Here is a 17718-nt window from a genome sequence, read left to right on the forward strand (position 1 = left end):
GCCCGATGCCGTCGCCGTGGTCTGCGGCGCGCAGACGCTGCGCTACGGCGAACTGCTCGACCGTGCCGACCGCCTCGCCGCCGTGCTGCATGCGCGCGGCATCGGCGCCGAGGACCGCGTCGGCATCGCGCTGTCCCGTTCGCCTGACATCCTCGTGGCGCTGCTGGCCGTGCTGCGCAGCGGCGCGGCCTATGTGCCGTTCGATCCGGCTTATCCGAAGGACCGGCTGGCCTATCTGTTCGAGGACAGCGCGATCCGACTGCTGGTCACTGAACCGGCGCTGCTCGATGCGCTGCCCGCACCGGCGTCGCTGCCGGTGCTGATGCTCGACATGGTCAGTGCCGAGGTGGCGCCACTGGCCGAAGTGGCCGTGCATCCCGACCAGCTCGCCTACGTGATCTACACCTCGGGCTCGACCGGCCGGCCCAAGGGCGTCTGCGTCTCGCACGGCCCGCTCGCCATGCATGTGGCGGCCACCATCGACGCCTACGAGATGGGCATCCATTCACGCGAGCTGCACTTCCTGTCGTTCGCCTTCGACGGCGCGCATGAGCGCTGGCTCTGCGCGCTCGCCGGCGGCGGCTCGCTGGTGCTGCGCGACGACGCCCTGTGGACGCCCGAGCAGACCGCCGCGGCGATGACGCGCCACGGCGTGACCAACGCCGGCTTCCCGCCGGCCTACCTGCGCCAGCTGGCCGAATACTGCGAGCAAAGCGGTGAGCGGCCAGACGTCTCGCTCTACTCGTTCGGCGGCGAGGCGATGCCGCGCAGCGCCTTCGCCCAGGCGCGTCGCGCGCTGGCGCCGCGAAGCTTCATCAACGGCTATGGGCCCACCGAGACCGTGGTCACGCCGATGGTGTGGAAGGTCCGTGCCGAGGCGCCGGAAGCCGATTTCCCCGGCACCTACGCACCGATCGGTCGACCGGTGGGCGACCGTTGCTGCTACCTGCTCGATGCCGAGCTTAACCTGGTGCCGCCCGGCGTGGCGGGCGAGCTCTATATCGGTGGCGAAGGATTGGCCCGCGGCTACCTGAACCGCGCCGCGATGACCGCCGAGCGCTTCGTGCCCGATCCGTTCGCCGACGCCGGTGCGCGGCTCTATCGCACCGGTGACCTGGCCCGCTGGCTGCCCGACGGCCAGCTCGAATACCTGGGCCGCATCGACCAGCAGCTCAAGATCCGCGGCTTCCGCATCGAGCCGGGTGAGATCGAGGCACGCATCCTGGCGCAGCCCGGTGTGGGAAACGCGGCCGTGCTGGCGGTCAAGGGGCCGTCCGGGGCGCGGCTGGCGGCGTATGTAGTGCCTTCCGGCGCCACGGTCGATATCGCCGCGCTGCGCACGGCGCTCGCCGCAGGACTGCCCGACTACATGGTCCCGGCCGCCTTTGTCGTCCTCGATGCCCTGCCGCTGACGCCCAACGGCAAGCTCGATCGCCGCGCCCTGCCCGCGCCGGCCTTCGACAGCGCGCACGCATTTGTCGCGCCCGAGGGTGAGGCCGAGACCGCGCTTGCAGCGATCTGGACCGAGGTACTCGGCCTGTCGCGCGTCGGCCGTGCCGACAACTTCTTCGAGCTTGGCGGCGATTCGATCCTGAGCCTGCAGATCGTCGCGCGCGCCCGCGCGGCCGGGTGGCTACTGACGCCGCGCCAGCTCTTCGAGCGCCAGACGCTGGCAGAGCTGGCCGCCGTGGCCGTGCCATTGGCACAGGATGCCGTCACCGACAACGTAGTGCCGACAGGCGCCGTGCCGCTGCTGCCGATCCAGGCCGGCTTCTTCGATACGCCGATAGCGCATCGCCATCACTGGAACCAGTCCGTGCTGCTCGATTGCAGCGAGGTGCTGGACGTGGAGGCCCTGCGGTTGGCCCTGGCGGATGCCGTCGCGCATCACGATGCGCTGCGGCTGCGGTTTACGCGGCGCGATGGCACGTGGCAGCAAGCCTACGCGGACATGGAGACGTGCCCGGACCTGCTATGGGTGCGCAAGGCCGGATCGGAAGCCGAGCATCGTGCCCACTGCGAGGCCGCCCAGCGCAGCCTCGACATCACCCATGGCCCGTTGCTGCGCGCCGTCGCGCTGCAATCCGGCGAACAGTGGCAATTGCTGCTGGTGATCCACCACCTCGTTGTCGATGGGGTGTCGTGGCGCGTGCTGGTGGAAGACCTGTTGACGGCGTACCGGCAACGGATGGAAGGCACGCCGGCCGCGCTGCCGGCACGTACCGCGTCGTACCAGCGCTGGTCCGAAGCGCTCCGCGCCAACGCCGCGGAACGTGCGATCGAACTGGCGCACTGGCAGGCGCTGGCGCAATGCGACCAGCACCTGCCCTGCGACAACCCGGATGGCGAACTGACCATTGCCGAACGCGACAGCATCATCCTGGCGCTGCCGGCTGACCTCACCCAGGCCTTGCTGCAGCGCGCCCCCGCAGCCTACCGCACCCGCATCAACGACCTGCTGCTGACGGCGTTGGCCCGGGCGCAGTCGGCCTGGTCGGGCCAGTCCAGGGTGCTGGTCGACCTCGAAAGCCATGGCCGCGCCGCGGGCGTCGACGACACGCTCGACCTGAGCCGCACCGTCGGCTGGTTCACGACCATGTTCCCGGTCGCGCTCGACGGCAGCGGCCCGCTGGATGCCGCGATCAGGGCGGTCAAGGAACAACTGCGCGCCGTCCCGGGCGATGGCATCGGCTTCGGCCTGCTGCGCCGCTTCGGCACGCCGGCGCAACAGGCAGCGCTGGCGGCGGTACCCAGGCCCGAAGTCGTGTTCAACTACCTCGGCCAACTCGACGCCAGCTTTGCCGACGACGGACCGTGGCAGCTGTCGGACGGCAGCACCGGCGCCAGCCAGGACCCCGGGACGCCGCTGTCGCACCCGCTGTCGGTCAGCGGGCAGGTGCTGGACGGCCGCCTCACGCTGTTCTTTGCCTACGCCCGCCGCCGCTACCGCGCCGCGACGATCGAAGCGTTTGCCGCGGCGTTCCGCACGGAGCTGGAGGCCGTGGTCGCCCATTGCACGTCGGGCACCAGCGGCATCACGCCGTCCGACTTCCCGCTCGCGCACGTTTCGCAGCCGGAGCTCGATGCGCTTGGCCTGGATCCCGCGCAAGTGCAGGACCTCTACCCGCTGTCGCCGATGCAGGCCGGCATGCTGTTCCACAGCGTGTTCTCGGACCACGGCAGCGCGTACACCAACCAGCTCCGCGTCGACATCGACGGCATCGATCCGGAGCGCTTTACCGCCGCGTGGCAGGCGGCGCTGGCGCGCCATGACAGCCTGCGCTGCGGCTTCCTGCATCGCGCCGTGCAGCCGCTGCAGTGGGTGGCGAAGCGCGTGACGCTCCCCGTCCTGGCCGAAGACTGGACCGGCCAAGACGCCCCCGCGATCGATGCCTTCGCGGACAACCAGCGCGCCCAAGGCTTCGACCTGGAGCGCCCGCCGTTGATGCGCCTGGCGCTGCTGCGCACCGGGCCCAACCGCCACCATCTGGTCTGGACCGTCCACCACTTGCTGCTCGATGGCTGGAGCACTGCCCAGCTGCTGGGCGAAGTGCTGCGCCACTATGCCGGCGAGCCACTGCCGGCCACGGGGGGCCGCTTCGCCGACTATATCGGCTGGCTGCAGTCGCGCGACCACGGTGCCAGCGAGGCCTTCTGGAAGGCGCAACTGGCGCCGCTGGACGCGCCCACGCGTCTGCTGGCGGCACTGCCAACGCCCGGGCATGGTCACGGCCAGGCCGAGCATCACCATCTGCTCGACACCCGCGAAACCGCCGCGCTGGCTTCCTTCGCGCGCGCGCAGAAGGTCACGCTGAACACGCTGGTGCAGGCCGCATGGCTGTTGCTGCTGCAGCGGTGCACCAGCCAGCCATTCGTGGCGTTCGGCGCTACCGTCGCAGGTCGCCCTGCCGACCTGCCTGGGGCGCAGCAGATGCTGGGCCTCTTCATCAACACGCTGCCGGTGATCGCGGCGCCGCGCCCGCAGCGGGCAGTGGGCGACTGGCTGCGCGAAGTGCAGGCGCTCAACGTCGCCGCCCGCGAGCACGAGCACACGCCGCTGTACGACATTCAGCGCTGGGCCGGCCACGGAGGACAGGCGCTGTTCGACTCGATCGTCGTGTTCGAGAACTACCCCGTCGACGCCGCGCTGCGCCGCACGCCGGCTGGCCTGGCCTTCTCGGACGTGCGCAATCGTGCCGAAACCAACTATCCGCTGACGCTGCTGTTCGCGCACACCGATACGCTGCACCTGACTTGCCGCTTCGACCGCGCGCTGCTGGCCGAGCCGCAGGCACGCCAACTGGCGCAAAGCCTGTTTGCCGTGCTGGGCCAGATGGCGGCTGACGCGGCGCGGCCGCTTGGCGAGATCGGATTGCTGGCGCCCGAGGACATGAATGCCGTGCTCGCGCTGGGCACCGACCCACAGCCCTATCCGCCGGCGCAACCCGTGCACCGGCTGTTCGAAGCCCGCGTGGCCGCACAGCCCGATGCCATGGCACTGTGCTTCGGCGGCCAGGCGCTGACCTACGCGGCGCTGAACCGCCGCGCCAACGCGCTTGCCCATCGGCTGATCGCGCAAGGCGTCGGACCGGACGTGCCTGTGGGCGTGCTGGCCGAGCGCTCGATCGAGATGGTCGTGGCCCTGCTGGCCATCCTCAAGGCCGGCGGCGCCTATGTGCCGTTCGATCCCGACTATCCCGCCGACCGGCTCGCCTACATGATCGAGGACAGCGGCGTGGCGACGGTGCTGGTGCAGCGCCCGGAGGCGATGCCGCCGCTGTCCCGCGCCGTGTCGGCCATCGACCTGACCGACGCCGCGCTGTACGCGCACGGCGACGACGGCAATCCGCAGCCGCTGCTGTCGCCCGAGAACCTGGCCTACGTGATCTATACCTCCGGGTCGACCGGACGGCCTAAGGGCGCCGGCAACCGCCACGGCGCGCTGCACAACCGGCTCTGGTGGATGCAGGCGCAGTATCGGCTGACCGCGGCGGACACGGTGCTGCAGAAGACGCCATTCAGCTTCGATGTTTCGGTCTGGGAGTTCTTCTGGCCGCTGATGACGGGCGCGCGGCTGGCGCTGGCAGCGCCCGGCGACCACCGCGATCCGCAGCGGATCGCGGCACTGATCGCGCAGCATCGTGTCACCACGCTGCACTTCGTGCCCGCGATGCTGCAGGCATTCGTGGCCGACGACACGGTCGCCGCATCATGCGCGAGCCTGCGCCATATCGTCTGCAGCGGCGAGGCGCTGCCCGCCGACCTCGCGCGCCGCACCATGTCCTTGCTGCCGTGGGCCGGCCTGCACAACCTGTACGGCCCCACCGAGGCGGCCATCGACGTCACCCACTGGACCTGCCGCGACGATGGCGGGCATGCCGTGCCGATCGGGCGCCCGATCGCCAACGTCGGCGCCCATGTGCTCGACGCCGCGCTGCATCCGGTGCCCGCAGGCGTTGCCGGTGAGCTCTATCTGGGCGGCGCGGGGCTGGCGCGCGGCTATCTCGGCCGCGCGGCGCTGACGGCCGAACGCTTTATCGCCGATCCGCATGGCGCACACGGCGAACGGCTTTATCGCACCGGCGACCTGGCGCGCCGCCGTGCCGACGGCCAGATCGAATACCTGGGCCGGCTCGACCACCAGGTCAAGATCCGCGGGATGCGGATCGAGCTTGGCGAAATCGAAGCGCGGCTGCTGGCGCACGACAGCGTGCGCGAGGCGGTGGTGATCGCGCTGACCGGAGACGGCCCGGCGCGGCTGGTCGCCTACCTCGTGCCGGCAGCCGGTGCTGCCATCGACCTCGCCACGCTGCGCGACTGGCTCGCGCAGGCACTGCCCGACTACATGGTGCCGGGTGCCTTGGTCTTGCTTGCGCGGATGCCCGTCACGGCCAACGGCAAGCTGGACCGCCGCGCGCTGCCGGCCCCCGAGTTTGCCGGCACGGCCGCCTGCGAGGCGCCGCGGGCAGGCATCGAAGCCACGCTGGCCGAAGTCTGGTCCACGGTGCTGAAGGTACCGCGCGTGGGCCGGGCCGACAACTTCTTCGAGCTCGGCGGCGATTCGATCCTGAGCCTGCAGATCGTCGCGCGCCTGCGCGCGCTGGGCTGGCTGCTGACGCCGAAGCAGCTTTTCGAACGGCAGACGCTGGCCGAGGTGGCCGGCGTGCTAACCCCGCTCGAAGGCCAGGCCGCCGGGGGCGCAGCGCCATCGGTGCAGCGCCGCACCGCGCTGCGCAGCGAAGACTTTCCGCTGGCGCGCCTGTGGCAAGCCCAGCTCGACAGCCTTGGCCTCGACGCCACGCAGGTACGAGACCTGTATCCGCTGTCGCCGATGCAGGCGGGCATGCTGTACCACAGCGTCGCACGGGCCGATGCCGGCAGTGCCTATATCAACCAGCTTCGCGTCGACGTGGACGGACTCGATCCGGAACGCTTCGCGCGGGCATGGCGCGAGGCGCTGGCCTGTCACGACACGCTGCGCACCGGCTTCCTGCAGCGCGGCGAACAGCCGTTGCAATGGGTGGCGCACGACGTGGCGCTGCCGCTGGCCGAAGCGGACTGGTCGGCGCATCGGCCCGCATCGCTGCCGGCCGCGCTGGACCAGCTTGCTGCCGCCGATCTCGCGCGCGGCTTCGACCTGGAATGTCCGCCGCTGATGCGGCTGACGCTGGTGCGCACCGGCGCCGCACGTCACCAGCTGGTCTGGACCGTTCACCACCTCCTGCTCGATGGCTGGAGCACGTCGCAACTGCTGGGCGAAGTGCTCCAGCGCTATGCCGGCGAGACGGTCGCGGTGGCCAATGGCCGCTTTGCCGACTACATCGGCTGGCTGCAGCAACGCGATGCCAATGCCGCACAGGCGTTCTGGGCCGCACAGCTCGATGGTTTCGATACGCCCACACGGCTGGCGCAGGCACTGCCGGCACCCGCCGCCGGCGACGGCTACGGGCTGCTGCGGCATGCGTGCAGCGTGGCGTTGACCGAACGCCTGTCCGCCTATGCCCGCGCGCAGAAGGTGACGATCAATACGGTGGTGCAGGCCGCCTGGCTGCTGCTGTTGCAGCGCTACACGGGCCAGCGGCGCGTCGCATTCGGCGCCACCGTGGCCGGCCGCCCCGCCGAAGTGCCGGGCACCCAGCAGATGCTGGGGCTGTTTATCAACACGCTGCCGGTGCTGGCCGCGCCACGGCCCGAGCAGGACCTGGGCGACTGGCTGCGCGAACTGCAGGCGTTCAACCTGTCCGCGCGCGAGCACGGGCACACGCCGCTGTCCGATATCCAGCGCTGGGGCGGCCAGGCCGGCCAGCGGCTGTTCGACAGCATTCTCGTGTTCGAGAACTTCCCGCTGGAGGACGCGCTGGAGTCGGCCACGCGCAGCGGCCTGCGCTTCGAGACGCAAGGCAGCACCGGCCTGACCGAATACGAAATGGACGTCGAGGTCAGCCTGCGGCAGACCCTGCAATTGAGCTTCACCTATATGCGGCGCGCATTCGACGCCGCGCAGGTGGAGCGGATCCGTGCGCAGATGATGGCGCTGCTGGAAACCATCGGCACGGTGCCGGGGCAGACCGTTGGTGCGCTGGGCCTGTTGACGGAGCATGAAGAGGCCGCGTTGCTGGCACTGGGCCATGGTGTTGCGCCGGCCGACGACGGCCTGCCGGCGCACGCCCGCATCGCCCGCCGCGCGGCGGCCAGGCCCGATGCCGTCGCCGTGGTCTGCGGCGCGCAGACGCTGCGCTACGGCGAACTGCTCGACCGTGCCGACCGCCTCGCCGCCGTGCTGCATGCGCGCGGCATCGGCGCCGAGGACCGCGTCGGCATCGCGCTGTCCCGTTCGCCTGACATCCTCGTGGCGCTGCTGGCCGTGCTGCGCAGCGGCGCGGCCTATGTGCCGTTCGATCCGGCTTATCCGAAGGACCGGCTGGCCTATCTGTTCGAGGACAGCGCGATCCGACTGCTGGTCACTGAACCGGCGCTGCTCGATGCGCTGCCCGCACCGGCGTCGCTGCCGGTGCTGATGCTCGACATGGTCAGTGCCGAGGTGGCGCCACTGGCCGAAGTGGCCGTGCATCCCGACCAGCTCGCCTACGTGATCTACACCTCGGGCTCGACCGGCCGGCCCAAGGGCGTCTGCGTCTCGCACGGCCCGCTCGCCATGCATGTGGCGGCCACCATCGACGCCTACGAGATGGGCATCCATTCACGCGAGCTGCACTTCCTGTCGTTCGCCTTCGACGGCGCGCATGAGCGCTGGCTCTGCGCGCTCGCCGGCGGCGGCTCGCTGGTGCTGCGCGACGACGCCCTGTGGACGCCCGAGCAGACCGCCGCGGCGATGACGCGCCACGGCGTGACCAACGCCGGCTTCCCGCCGGCCTACCTGCGCCAGCTGGCCGAATACTGCGAGCAAAGCGGTGAGCGGCCAGACGTCTCGCTCTACTCGTTCGGCGGCGAGGCGATGCCGCGCAGCGCCTTCGCCCAGGCGCGTCGCGCGCTGGCGCCGCGAAGCTTCATCAACGGCTATGGGCCCACCGAGACCGTGGTCACGCCGATGGTGTGGAAGGTCCGTGCCGAGGCGCCGGAAGCCGATTTCCCCGGCACCTACGCACCGATCGGACGCCCGGTGGGCGACCGTTGCTGCTATCTGCTCGATGCCGAGCTTAACCTGGTGCCGCCTGGCGTGGCGGGCGAGCTCTATATCGGCGGCGAAGGGCTGGCGCGCGGCTACCTGAACCGCGCCGCGATGACCGCCGAGCGCTTCGTGCCCGATCCGTTCGCCGACGATGGCGCGCGGCTCTATCGCACCGGTGACCTGGCCCGCTGGCTGCCCGACGGCCAGCTCGAATACCTGGGCCGCATCGACCAGCAGCTCAAGATCCGGGGCTTCCGCATCGAGCCGGGTGAGATCGAGGCACGCATCCTGGCGCAGCCAGGTGTGGGAAACGCGGCCGTGCTGGCGGTCGAGGGGCCGTCCGGGGCGCGGCTGGCGGCGTATGTAGTGCCTTCCGGCGCCACGGTCGATATCGCCGCGCTGCGCACGGCGCTCGCTGCAGAACTGCCCGACTACATGGTCCCGGCCGTCTTTGTCGTCCTCGACGCCCTGCCGCTGACGCCCAACGGCAAGCTCGATCGCCGCGCCCTGCCCGCACCCGGAGCGGAAACATCCGACCAGTACGTCGCGCCGCGTACCGAGGCCCAACGCTGGCTCGCACAGGTCTGGCAGGACGTGCTCGGCGTCGGGCGCATCGGCCTCGATGACAACTTCTTCGCGCTCGGCGGCGATTCGCTGCTGAGCCTCAAGGTGATTTCGCGTGTACGGGCCAACAAGGCGCTCGGGCTGGACCTGAAGCTGCGCGACCTGATGCGGACGCCCACCATCGGCCAGTTGTTGCCCGCTGGCGAGGCGGCCGCAACGGCGCCAGTCACTGCGCTGCGCGTGCTTGCGCAAGGGCCGGCGGGCAGTACGCTGCCGCCGGTTGCCTGCGTCCATGCCGCACTCGGCACGCTGTTCGACTACGACGCGATCGTCGCGCAACTGGGCGCGCAGCGGACCGTCTATGGCTTGCAGTCGCGCGCGCTGGCCGACCCCGCGTGGCGCGACGCTTCCCTGGCGTCGATCGCGGCCGACTATGTGCGCGAATGGCGCGCGGTGCAGCCGCAGGGGCCGTATCTGCTGCTGGGCTGGTCGCTGGGCGCCACGCTGGCGACGCTGATGGCGCGCGAGCTGGAAGCGCAGGGGCAGACGGTCCAGTGGCTCGGCCTGTTCGATCCCTTCGTACCAGAGCCACGGCAGCCTGACTCAGGCGAATCGCAACCAGCGCCGGGCTGGCCAGCCGCGCTGGCGGCGTTCGCCACCCGCCTGCTGCCCGGTGCCGGACCGCTGGCGCTGCCGGACAACACCGGCGCGGAGCCGGATGCCGATACCGTGCGCGCGCTGCTCGCCCCGCTCGTGGCCGACGCCTCGGCGACGCAGGGAGGGCTAGGCGCCGACGAGCTCGCGCAGATGTTCGTTGCCGCGCATCGCCTTGGCGCGCTGGCGGCGGCCCAACAGGCAGTGCCTGTAGTCAGCGCACCACGCGCGGTCTGGTGGCGCGCCGGCCGCGAAGGCGCTGCCGCGCGGCTGGCCGGCTGGCAGGGCGCGCCCCGCCACGAGACCGTGCTCGACGGCGTCGACCACCATGCAATCGTGCGCGACAAGCGGCTTCTGGCCCAGCTCGCCGCCTGCCTGGGAGGGGCCCCGGACGCGGATGCCGCCGCCCGACACCCGGAAATCGGTGCCGCAACCCTTCCAACGTAGTAGGCCATTTGCAGACATCGCCTTAACGCAAATAACAATGATTTGCATTTACAATACGGCACGAATCAATACGCCGAAATCCAGGAGGAATATGTACCGGGGTAAGACGGGCGGGTCGGGTCAGGCCCAGCACTGCCGCCAACCATTCGCGCTGACGGCGCTGGCACTGGCTGTATCGATGCAGGCAGCGTATGCGCAAAGCGGCGGCACCACGGCAGCGGCCGGCATCGCAGAGGTCCAGTTGCCCGCCGTCAGCGTGCGCGCCGACAACGCGGAGAACTACGGACCGGCGGGAAAGAAGTCGGTATCCGCCACCAAGTCCGATGTGCCGATCGAAGACACGCCACAGTCGATCAGCGTCATCACCGCCGACCAGATGCGCGCCCAGGGGGCGCAGCGCGTGGAGGAAGCCCTGCGCTACAGCGCGGGGGTGCGTACCGAGCCGATCGTCGATACGCGGCGCAGCACCTACATGATCCGCGGTTTCACCGTTTCCCAGAACAGCCAGTACTGGGACGGCCTGAAACTGCCGGCATCCGGCGGCTACGGCGGCTGGGAGCTGGAGCCGTACAGCCTGGAGCGCGTCGACGTCGTGCGCGGCCCGTCGTCGGTCCTGTATGGCCAGACCTCCCCGGGCGGGCTGATCAACCAGATCAGCAAGCGGCCGCAAGCGGAGACCGCCAACGAGATCAACCTCAGTTTCGGCAACTACGACCGCAAGGAGGTGTCCGGCGACTTCACCGGCGCGCTGGACAAGGACGGCAAGGTCCTGTACCGCGTGACCGCGCTGGCACGCGACAGCGGGACGCAGACGAACATGGCCGGCGACGACCGGCTGTTCATCTCGCCGCAGATCACGTGGCGCCCCACCGATGCCACCAGCTTCACCGCCTACGCCCAGATCTATCACGACAATGCCGGCAACAGCGCCAACTTCCTGCCGGCACTGGGCACCATCACGCCGTTGGCCAACGGCTCGAAAATCCCGACCGACCTGTTCACCGGCGAACCCGGCTTCGACCGCTTCAAGCGCGAACAGTACATGGTGGGCTACGAGTTCTCGCATCGCCTGAACGATACGCTGACGCTGCGCCAGAACCTGCGCTACGGCCACATGTACGTCAGCTATGAAAATATCGGCGGCAACAGCGGCCTGGTCGCGAACCCGCCCAACGGCCCGTACCTGCTGCGGCGGATCGGCCTGCGCTCGAACGAGTCGTTCAACCTGTTCACCGTCGACAACCAGGCGCAGATCAAGGTAAAGCACGGCATCTTCGACCACACCATCCTGACCGGTATCGACTACTCGCGCTCGACGTTCGACCGCCTGCTGGGCCTGACGGGCAGCACGCCGGCCGCGCAGCCGCCGCTGAACATCTTCAATCCGGTGTACGGCAACTTCGTCGCGCCGAACTACCAGACCGACGCCGACACCACGCGCAGCCAGATCGGCTTCTACCTGCAGGACATGGTGCGGATTGCGGACCGCTTCGTGCTGCAGCTCGCCGGCCGCTACGACAAGGCCAAGGTCAGCACGCAGACGCGCACGATCGCGACCAATGCCCTCGCCCGCACCGGCAGCGACGACGGCAAGTTCACCGGGCGCGCCGGCCTGCTGTGGGAAGGGCCGTACGGGCTGTCGCCCTACCTGAGCTATTCGACGTCGTTCGAGCCGGCGACGGCCGTGCCGCTGTTTGGCGGCGGCACGCCCCAGCCCACCACCGGCAAGCAGTACGAGGCCGGCCTGAAGTGGCAGCCCACCGGCAGCCGCAGCTTCGCCCAGTTGTCGCTGTTCAACCTGACGCAGCAGAACGTGCTGACCACGTCGCCGGTGAGCGGCTTCCAGTCGCAGCTAGGTGAAGTGCGTTCGCGCGGCGTGGAACTGGAAGGCACGTGGTCGGTCACGCCCAACTTCAACATCCTGGCGTCGTACACGTACACGGATGCCGAGGTCACACAGGCCGGCCCGAACGCGCCGAATGCCGGCAAGACGCCGCAGTACGTGCCGCGGCACATGGCATCGCTGTGGGCGGACTATCGGCTGTCCGGCGGGTTCCTGGCCGGTGTCTGGGTCGGTGGCGGGGTGCGCTACGTGGGCAAGACCTACGACCAGACCAACGTGACCGAGGTGCCGGCGTTCACGCTGGTCGACCTGGCCGCGAGCTATTCGTTTGCCCGGCACTACACGCTGCGCCTGAACGTCAACAACCTGTTCGACAAGACCTACGTGGCCGCATGCGACAGCGCCACCAACTGCTACTACGGCCGCCGCCGCACCATCATCGGTACGGTGACCTACCGCTGGTAAGCAGCGCACGCCGCCCCTGTCCGGAGCCCGGGCGGGCGCGGCGCCGCCTTGCAGGAGAAAAACATGAAAGCCCCCACGCTGCGCATCTGGTACGCGATCCACCGCTGGACCAGCCTGCTGTGCACGCTGAACCTGCTGGTGCTGTGCGTCACCGGCCTGCTGCTGATCTTCCACGAAGATATCGATGCGCTGCTGGGCCAGGAACACCACGGCCTGGTGTCCGCCGAGCGCACCGCCGCCGTGCCGGCACAGCGTCCGCCGCTGCAGGCGCTGGTCGATACGGCGCGGGCCGCGCAGCCGGGACAGGTGCCCAAGTCGATCTCGTTTGCCGAGGACGACGCCGATGCCGTCGGCGTGCGCGTTGGCCCGCCCGGCGAGCCGAAGCTGCGCAACGGCACCACGATCCAGTTCGACGCCGCCACCGGCGCGCCGCGCAAGCCCGGTCCGCCCGGCGAGACCTTCAGCGGCTTTATCCTCAAGCTGCACCTGAACCTGTTCCTGGGCCTGCCCGGGCAGTTCTTTATCGGCTTGATCGGCGTGCTGTTCGCACTGAGCCTGATCAGCGGGCTGGTGCTCTACGGGCCGTTCATGCGCAAGCTGGCCTTCGGCCTGGTGCGCTTCGGCAAGCCGGTGCGCGTGGTGCAGGCGGACCTGCACAACCTGTTCGGCATCGTGGTGATGGTGTGGGCGCTGGTGGTGGGACTGACCGGCACGTTCCTGTCGTTCTCGCCGCTGATCATCGGGCTCTGGCAGAAGACCGAGCTGCAGCACCTGATCGCCACGCTGCCGGGCCCGACGCCGCCGGCGTTGGTGCCGGTGGACCGCGCACTGGCTGCCGCCGACCGCGTGGTGCCGGGCAAGGACCCGGCCTTCGTGTTCTATCCGAACACCGAGTTCTCGACCGGGCGCCACTACGGCGTGGTGCTGCGCGGCCATACCGAGTTGCAGAAGCGCGTCTATGCGATCGTGCTGGTCGATGCCGGCGACGGCAGCGTGGCGGCGGTGCGCGGCATGCCGTGGTACCTGCAGGTGCTGCTGCTGTCGGCGCCGTTCCACTTCGGCGACTACGCCGGCAGGCCGCTGCAGATCCTGTGGGCGCTGCTGACCGTGATCACGGCGGGCGCCACCGTGACCGGTTTCATCTTCTGGCTGAAGCGGCCGCGGCGCAGCCGCGACGATGTGCGCGCACCGCTGCCGCAGCAATTGTCTGGAGACCAGGCATGAAGCTGACCGACAACACCTGGCCGATGCCGGTCCTGCTGGGCGTGCTGTCCCTGGGCGGCCTTGCGGCAGGCATCTTTGGCGATGGCGCGTGGGATGCGCTGTGCTGGGTCGGCCTTGGCGTGCCGGTTGCGGTTACGGCGTGGTGGCTGCGGCGGCAGTGGCGGGAGCGAGGCCACTCCCCACGGCGTTAAGCGCACGGGCGCCCGCCACGCGCGGGCAGGTGCCGCACTGCCCCTCGCCCGGCAGCCGGTAGTTCAGGCAGCAGTTGCGCCGTACCGGCACCACGCCGGGCGCCTCCGGCCCGGCACCCGGCCGGAACGCACCGTGGAACGGATTCGCGAAGCCATCGGCGGAGACGGCATGTTCGATCCACGCCAGGACTTCGGCGCGCCTTTCCACATATTGGGGGGCGGCCAGCGCCGGATGGGCGGCGAGCTGCCGCGCCACACCGGCAGCGGCGACACCGCCGGTACACCAGAGCAGTCGCGGCGACACCCGGGCAGCCGCTGCCAGCGCCGCCACCACCTGCGGCAGGTGGCCGTCCAGCAGTGGCGCCAGCTGTGCCGCCAGCGTGGCGCGCTGCGGCTTGCCGGCATCGGGTAATACCAGGCTGGCGAGGCGCCCATCGGCGGCACCATGCCAGCTCACGCCGGGATGACCGAACGGCAGGCTGCGCCGATGCAGCGCCGCCGCGGCCAGCGCGCCCGGCAGCACCGCCAGCGTGTAGTCGCGGAACCATGCCGCTGCCAGCGCGCGCCGGTCATCGCAACCCAGCGTCCGCGCCGACCGGTCCAGGCATCCGGCGGCCCATTGGCGGTCCAGCGCGGCCGCGGCGAGCGGCGATGGCTGCACGGCGCCCTCGCCGGCAATGGCCAGGCGCTCGCCGAACGGGCGTAGCGGTCCGGCAAAGAACGGGGCGAGCAAAGCGATCATCGAGGTCTGATGCGATGGCCGGGGCGACATGCCGGCCTGCACGACGGATGACGAATGCCGGGCGCAAGAAGTTAGTGGCGCGATGCCATGGCGTGATGCGCGCCCTGCGATGATCGATGCGCGCCGCTAACTTTCCGCCGCGGCCGCACGTCATCCGGTCAGTAATGACCTCAAACCACGCCCGCATGACGCTATTTGCCTCCCTGCCGCGCACGCTGCGCCTCACCATCGTCCTGGCCGCCGCGGCCAGCCTGGCTGCGGGGCTGTGCGCCGTCAGCATGGTCGCGCTGATCAACCGCGTGCTGGCCACGCAAGGCGCCGACGCGCCACGCGTGGCGCTGCCGTTCGCGGCGCTGGCGATTGCCGTACTGGCGTGCCGCACGCTGGCATCGACGCTGTTCGTCCGGGTCAGCCAGAGCGCGCTGGCACGCATCCGCGCGCAGATCTGTGAGCGATTCATCGGCGCGCCCTACCCGCATATCGAACAGACCGGCAATGCGCGCGTGCAGGCCGCGCTGGCCGATGACAGCACGCATGTGGCCAACGGCCTGTCGGTGATCCCCGTGGTGCTGACCAATGCGATGGTGGTGCTGGGCTGCCTGGGCTACCTGGCGTGGCTGTCGTTGCCGACGTTCGCGATCGCCTGCGCGATCCTGGGCATCGGCTCGTGGATCTATCACCTGAACCACCGCCGCGCGCTGGTGCACCTGAAGCAGGCCGGCATCGCGCAGGACACGCTGCATGGCCAGTTCAAGGCGCTGGTAGCGGGCGCGCGCGAACTGAAGCTCAACCACGACAAGCAGCGCAGCTTCCTGCGCGACAGCCTCGGCGCCACGCTCGAGGCGGTGCGCGCGACACGGACGCGGGGCCTGTCGATCTTCTTCGTCGCGCTTGGCTTCGGCAGTTTCCTGTTCTTCGCGGTGATCGGCGGCGTGCTGTTCGCTCCGCGCGCCACGCCGCTCGATCCGGCGGTGATGACGGGCTTCACCATCATGTTTCTCTACATCATGTCGCCGCTGGAATCCCTGCTGAACGCGCTGCCGGCGCTGAGCATGGGCCGCCTGGCCTATGCCCGCATCGAGGCCCTGGGTGCCGATGCCGCGCCCGAAGCGCCCCCGGGCGCGCCGACAGCGGCACCGTTCTCGTCGGTGTCGCTGGATGGCGCGAGCCACCGTTATTTCCACGAGGCCGAGAACAGCTTCTTTGCCCTCGGTCCCGTCGACCTGACGCTGCGCGCCGGTGACATCGTGTTCCTGGTCGGCGGCAACGGCAGCGGCAAGACCACCCTGGCCAAGCTGATCGCCGGCCTGTACCCGCCGCTGTCGGGCCATTTGCTGCACAACGGCAAGGCGGCGGACCCGGCGCGCCTGGCGGACTACCGCGCGCTGTTTTCTGCCGTGTTCTCGGACTTCCACCTGTTCGACACGCTGCTGGCGCACGACCCCCAGGACGAGGCCCTGGCCAACCGGCTGGTCGAGCGCTTCCAGCTTGGCCACAAGGTCAGCGTGCGCGGCGGGCGGTTCACCACGCAGGCGCTGTCGCAAGGCCAGCGCAAGCGGCTGGCCCTGATCGTCGCCTGCCTGGAGCGGCGCCCGGTGCTGATCCTCGATGAATGGGCCGCCGACCAGGACCCGCTGTTCAAGGACATCTTCTACCGCGAGGTACTGCCGGAACTGCGTGCCCAGGGCAAGGCGGTGCTGGTGATCTCGCACGATGACCGGTACTTCGGCCTGGCCGACCGCCTGATCAGGATCGAGAACGGCCAGCTCGTCGGCGACAGCGCGCCCGGCCACGCCGCGCCGGCGCTGGAAGCCTCCGCGGCCTGAGTCGCCGCCTCACTCCTACCGTATTGCCCATGCCACTGCACCCAGATCTCGAAGCCCTGCTCGACATGGTGGACATCGCCACCACCGCCGGCAAACGCCCGGTCATCCACCAGCTCACGCCCGCGCAGGCGCGGCGTGAGTTCGACGCGGCCTGCGCCGCGCTCGACCTGCCGCCCGAGCCGCTGGCGCGCGTGGAGGCATTGCTGATCCCCACACGCGACGGCCAGCATGTCGACGCCCGGCTCTACGCGCCCCGCGTGAAGGGAGACGGGCCGGCGCTGCCGGCACTGCTGCACTTCCACAGCGGCGGCTTTACGGTAGGCAGCCTCGCGTCGCATGCATCGCTGTGCAGCGCACTGGCGGCACGCACGCCCTGCGCGGTGCTGTCAGTGGCCTACCGGCTGGCACCCGAACATCGCTTCCCGACGGCTGCCAACGACGCCGTCGACGCACTGGCCTGGCTGGGCACGCATGCCGCCGCGCTGGGCCTGGACGCCGCGCGCATCGCCGTGGGCGGCGACAGCGCGGGCGGCACGCTCAGCGCCATGCTGGCGCTGGCCGCACGCGACGATCCTGCATTGCCGCAGCCCTGCCTGCAAGTGCTGTGCTATGCCGGCCTGGGCGGGCGCACCGACACCGACTCGCACCGGCGCTACGGCGAGGGCTATTTGCTCGATACGGACACCATCGAATGGTTCTACCGCCAGTACCTGCGCGATGCGAGCGACCGCGACGACTGGCGCTTCGCACCGCTGCTCGCGCCGGATCATCGCGGCGTGGCGCCGGCGCTGCTGGTGCTGGCCGAATGCGATCCGCTGCGCGACGAGGGCCACGCCTACGCACGCAAGCTGACCGATGCCGGTGTAGCGGTGACGGTGCGCGAATACGCGGGCATGGTCCACGAGTTCCTGCGCATGGGCAATATCGTCGCCGAGGCCGCGCAGGGGCATGCGGACATCGCGCAGGCGCTGGTGCAGGCTTTCCAGGCGCGCGCTGCGGCACCCGCCGCCATGGTGCATGGCTGCGTGACAACCCTGGCGTGCGCCTAAATTCGCCTGGCGCTGCATCGTCTCGATAGGCATGGTGGGCGGGGCGATCAGCGCGCCCCGCCCGACCGCTTCGCCTGGACAGGA

7 protein-coding genes are annotated in these 17718 nt (G+C 70.1%); 6 read left to right on the plus strand and 1 reads right to left on the minus strand.

Annotation, left to right across the window (positions count from 1 at the left end):
- The 4 genes from AB1I47_RS09155 to AB1I47_RS09170 all read left to right on the plus strand — a co-directional run.
- The coding region (locus AB1I47_RS09155) for an amino acid adenylation domain-containing protein (RefSeq protein ID WP_354683427.1) at nt 1-10294 on the plus strand (10294 nt) is incomplete at its 5' end.
- Between the two features lie 91 nt (nt 10295-10385).
- The gene (locus AB1I47_RS09160; protein ID WP_354683428.1) at nt 10386-12602 is read left to right on the plus strand and encodes a TonB-dependent siderophore receptor; all 2217 of its coding nucleotides are present in this window, start codon (nt 10386-10388) and stop codon (nt 12600-12602) included.
- 63 nt (nt 12603-12665) lie between these two features.
- Nucleotides 12666-13826, plus strand: coding sequence for a PepSY-associated TM helix domain-containing protein (locus AB1I47_RS09165; protein WP_354683429.1), 1161 nt, complete (start codon nt 12666-12668; stop codon nt 13824-13826).
- Nucleotides 13823-14017: a hypothetical protein gene (locus tag AB1I47_RS09170; protein WP_354683430.1), complete on the plus strand. Its 195-nt coding sequence runs from the start codon at nt 13823-13825 to the stop codon at nt 14015-14017. The genes AB1I47_RS09165 and AB1I47_RS09170 overlap by 4 nt, the downstream gene beginning before the upstream one ends.
- Here AB1I47_RS09170 and fhuF read toward each other — a convergent pair.
- Nucleotides 13959-14759, minus strand: a complete 801-nt coding sequence (gene fhuF, locus AB1I47_RS09175) for a siderophore-iron reductase FhuF (RefSeq protein ID WP_354683431.1) — start codon at nt 14757-14759, stop codon at nt 13959-13961. The genes AB1I47_RS09170 and fhuF overlap by 59 nt on opposite strands.
- Before the next feature lie 185 nt (nt 14760-14944).
- Here fhuF and AB1I47_RS09180 point away from each other — a divergent pair, with 185 nt between their 5' ends.
- On the plus strand, nt 14945-16585 hold the full coding sequence (locus AB1I47_RS09180) for a cyclic peptide export ABC transporter (protein WP_354683432.1): 1641 nt from the start codon (nt 14945-14947) through the stop codon (nt 16583-16585).
- A gap of 29 nt (nt 16586-16614) precedes the next feature.
- Entirely contained in the window at nt 16615-17634 is a 1020-nt protein-coding gene (locus AB1I47_RS09185) for an alpha/beta hydrolase (RefSeq protein ID WP_354683433.1), read from the plus strand.
- Nucleotides 17635-17718 lie beyond the last annotated feature (84 nt).

Origin of the sequence: Cupriavidus necator (assembly GCF_040578825.1) — a bacterium.
GTDB classification, from domain to species: domain Bacteria; phylum Pseudomonadota; class Gammaproteobacteria; order Burkholderiales; family Burkholderiaceae; genus Cupriavidus; species Cupriavidus necator_E.

Coding starts and splice junctions, on each gene's coding strand:
- AB1I47_RS09180 (WP_354683432.1), top strand. CDS start 14,945: ATGACGCTATTTGCCTCCCTGCCGCGCACGCTGCGCCTCACCATCGTC.
- AB1I47_RS09165 (WP_354683429.1), top strand. CDS start 12,666: ATGAAAGCCCCCACGCTGCGCATCTGGTACGCGATCCACCGCTGGACC.
- fhuF (WP_354683431.1), bottom strand. CDS start 14,759: ATGATCGCTTTGCTCGCCCCGTTCTTTGCCGGACCGCTACGCCCGTTC.
- AB1I47_RS09170 (WP_354683430.1), top strand. CDS start 13,823: ATGAAGCTGACCGACAACACCTGGCCGATGCCGGTCCTGCTGGGCGTG.
- AB1I47_RS09185 (WP_354683433.1), top strand. CDS start 16,615: ATGCCACTGCACCCAGATCTCGAAGCCCTGCTCGACATGGTGGACATC.
- AB1I47_RS09160 (WP_354683428.1), top strand. CDS start 10,386: ATGTACCGGGGTAAGACGGGCGGGTCGGGTCAGGCCCAGCACTGCCGC.